Annotated in this window: 2 protein-coding genes and 1 pseudogene; 1 reads left to right on the top strand and 2 read right to left on the bottom strand. The window is 66.8% G+C overall.

Annotated elements, in window-relative coordinates; genetic code table 11:
- Positions 1–676: YncE family protein (locus tag ADBZ5U_RS15595; RefSeq protein ID WP_526811710.1), on the bottom strand; the 676-nt coding region annotated here is incomplete at its 3' end.
- An 891-nt stretch (positions 677–1567) separates the two neighbouring features.
- Here ADBZ5U_RS15595 and ADBZ5U_RS15590 point away from each other — a divergent pair.
- Positions 1568–2326 (top strand): endonuclease/exonuclease/phosphatase family protein, encoded by a 759-nt coding sequence (locus tag ADBZ5U_RS15590; RefSeq protein WP_526811708.1) that lies wholly within the window; start codon positions 1568–1570, stop codon positions 2324–2326.
- 125 nt (positions 2327–2451) lie between these two features.
- Here ADBZ5U_RS15590 and ADBZ5U_RS15585 read toward each other — a convergent pair.
- Positions 2452–2789: pseudogene (locus ADBZ5U_RS15585) on the bottom strand (transposase family protein); the annotation flags it as partial.

Below are 2789 nucleotides of genomic sequence, written 5' to 3'. Positions count from 1 at the left end.
ACGGGGTGTTATTGGTGACGTAGGCGCGGCGGCCGTCCGGGCTGACCGCGACGTCGTAGACACCGTTGTATGAACTGTCGCCCACCGGGATCGTCGTGGACACTGTGTTCGTGGCCGCGTCGATCACCGAAACACTGTTGCTGCTCAGGTTGGCGACGTAGACGCTGGCACCATCCGGTGTGATCGCCACCCCGCGAGGTGCGGTCCCGACGGGAACGGTGGCGATGACTGTGTAGCTACCGCTTCCAGATCCGCCCAGAGCGCCGGTGCCGCCATTCCCCCCGTTGCCGCCGGTGCCGCCGAACAGACCGCCGTTTCCGCCCCTCCCGCCGTTACCTCCGCTGAACCCGGCCCCCAGAGCGCTGTAACCCGCGCCCCCGTTGCCGCCGATGCCGAAGAGAAGTCCGCCGTTGCCGCCGTTGCCGCCACTGAGGAGTTGCGGGCCGCCGTTACCGCCATTGCCGCCGTTACCGATCAGCGGGCCGCCATTGCCGCCGTCACCGCCGCCGTACCCGTGCCCGCCGTTGCCGATCATCCCGCCGTTGCCGCCATTGCACGCCGTCGAAGGACAGCTGGCGGCGTCCCAGCTGTAGCCGTTGCCGAACAACAGACCGCCATCGGGGTGCTCAGCGGTGCCGTTGCCGAACAAGGGCCGCGCCCATCCTCCCGCCGTCAAGCCAGCCGCCGACGCCGGAGGCGAAACGCTTTCGCCCGCAGCCGGGTCGGGTTCTCCAACATTTTCGAAAGACAATCCACCAGCGGGGCCAGGCAGGGGGTCACCGGTGAGCGACGCCGACGCCGGGGCGGGGCTTGCAATGTCCTCGAGAGCCCGTCGACTGGTTGGCAGCGGGTGCGGTCCCGGCGCTACCCGTGCGGTGACCCCGACTGTCGGCGCCGCATGGGTCTCGGCGCCGTCGGAAAGGATCGCCTCTCGGCCTGCCTTCGGAACTGACACGGTGGACGCCGGGGCTACCGAGGAACTGTGGATTGCGGAGTGTTGGCGGGAGCGCCCGGGGGCCGGTGCGGTCGCTGGGTCGCGGAGCGGGGAGCGAGTAGCGCGAGACTGTGCCGCCGGCCCCGCCGTTCCCGGATGGGATGCGGCGGCCGCGGTGCGGGTGCGGCCTGATGAGTCCGAGGAGTCCTCCGGATCGGCAGCGGCCACCGCCAGACCAATACCTCCGACCACAACACCAATCCCGAGGGCGGTGGCTAAGCCGCCGACCCGTCCCACGAACATTGACGCCGACATCGCCGACATAGCCCCACCCCTCTGTGTCCTCTGGTTCGCTGACTGCTTCGAAGGCAAACATTCCCCCGTTGAAATCAGCATCCCAATTCAAACAGACCCGCGGAGAATCCGGAGGGGAACCCGGTGCGTCAGCAGATGTCGTGCCCAATAGTCAGGTGCATGGCGCACAGAACATTTCGGCCGGGTCGGCCAAGACTTCGACGCGAATGATCTGCCTTTGCCGCGCCGTCTGACACGAGGCCCTTTCACCAGCCATTCCGGAGTCTCCCCGCATACTTCGGGGACGTTGCACACCCGTGAGTTGTATAGGATCGCCGGATGCGTTTGGTCGTGTGGAACGCCAACATGGCCGTTCATCGGAAGCTCGACACGGTGCTGGATCGGCTGCGGCCAGACGTGCTCGTGCTCTCGGAATGCGCCGCGGAAAGCACGCTGACGTCGAAGTATCCGGGCCCGGCGCCGTGGACGTCGATGGCCTGGGCCGGCAAGGTCCCCGAGCCACCCAGGAACCCCGACAAGGGTCTGGCGGTGATGACGTTCGGGGACTATCGGATTCAGGCCACCCGACCGGTCGAGCCGATGATGGAGTGGGTGGTTCTGGCCGATATCGCCGGGCCGCTTCCGTTTTCGTTGATCGCGGTCTGGGCGATGAATCACCGCGCCTCCAACATCAAGACCTTCCCGCAGTCCAATCCCCAGCCGGCGGCCGCGCTGAACATATATGGGAACGACAGTGCGGGCCCGACAATCTTGGCCGGGGATTTCAACCACAACGTGTCCTGGGATGCCGACATGCCCCACGCCAAACGGCACGCCCGCACCCTCGACGCGGCCAAGCGGGCGGGCCTGGCCAGCGCCTATCACCACCACTTCGGTGAGGCGCAGGGCGCCGAGAGCACCCCGACACTGCACTGGCGTGGAGCCGGCGCCAAGACCTATCACATCGACTACGCCTTCATCCCCGAGGCCTGGCTGCCGCGACTGCGCGATGTCAACGCAGGGTCGAAGCAGGACTGGATCGACTCCGGACTGTCCGACCACATCCCGCTAGCGGTGGATCTGGCCGATGCTTCATAGGTAAAGGTCTTTAGAGAATTCGTCTTCGCTCAGCCGATTGCGCCTGATTCTGACCGGTTGCGGCCGGATCACGCCGAAGGTGAAAATGAATGATGTTGCCCTGGTGCAGAGTTGAAGATGCCGACCGCAATCGGGTGGCCCTCGTCGAGGCGGGCCCGCGGTGTGACCCGCGTCCGCGCCGCTACAGCAGGAACGGCTTCGGTGAACACCTTGCGCCCCCAGACTATGCAGGGGCACAGCACCTTTCGCTTCCGCCACCGCAACACGGGGCCGTCAGGGCCGACCCGCACATCACGCGGCGAGGTCACTACCCAGCCCTTCGACCGGGTGGAGCGCTGTCCGCACTCCGGGCGGATCCCACCCCACTCCGGGGTGGTGCGCACCACCACCAGCCGGGTGCCGCCCGAAAGGCGCTGCACCGACTCGACAACCACACCGTCGAGATCGAGCAGCAGTGAACTAC

This window comes from Mycobacterium sp., from assembly GCF_040398885.1.
GTDB lineage: Bacteria > Actinomycetota > Actinomycetes > Mycobacteriales > Mycobacteriaceae > Mycobacterium.
This window is presented reverse-complemented; position numbering and strand designations above follow the sequence as displayed.

Excerpts from the sequence above, each read along its gene's own strand:
- ADBZ5U_RS15590 (WP_526811708.1), top strand. The coding sequence starts at position 1,568 with ATGCGTTTGGTCGTGTGGAACGCCAACATGGCCGTTCATCGGAAGCTC.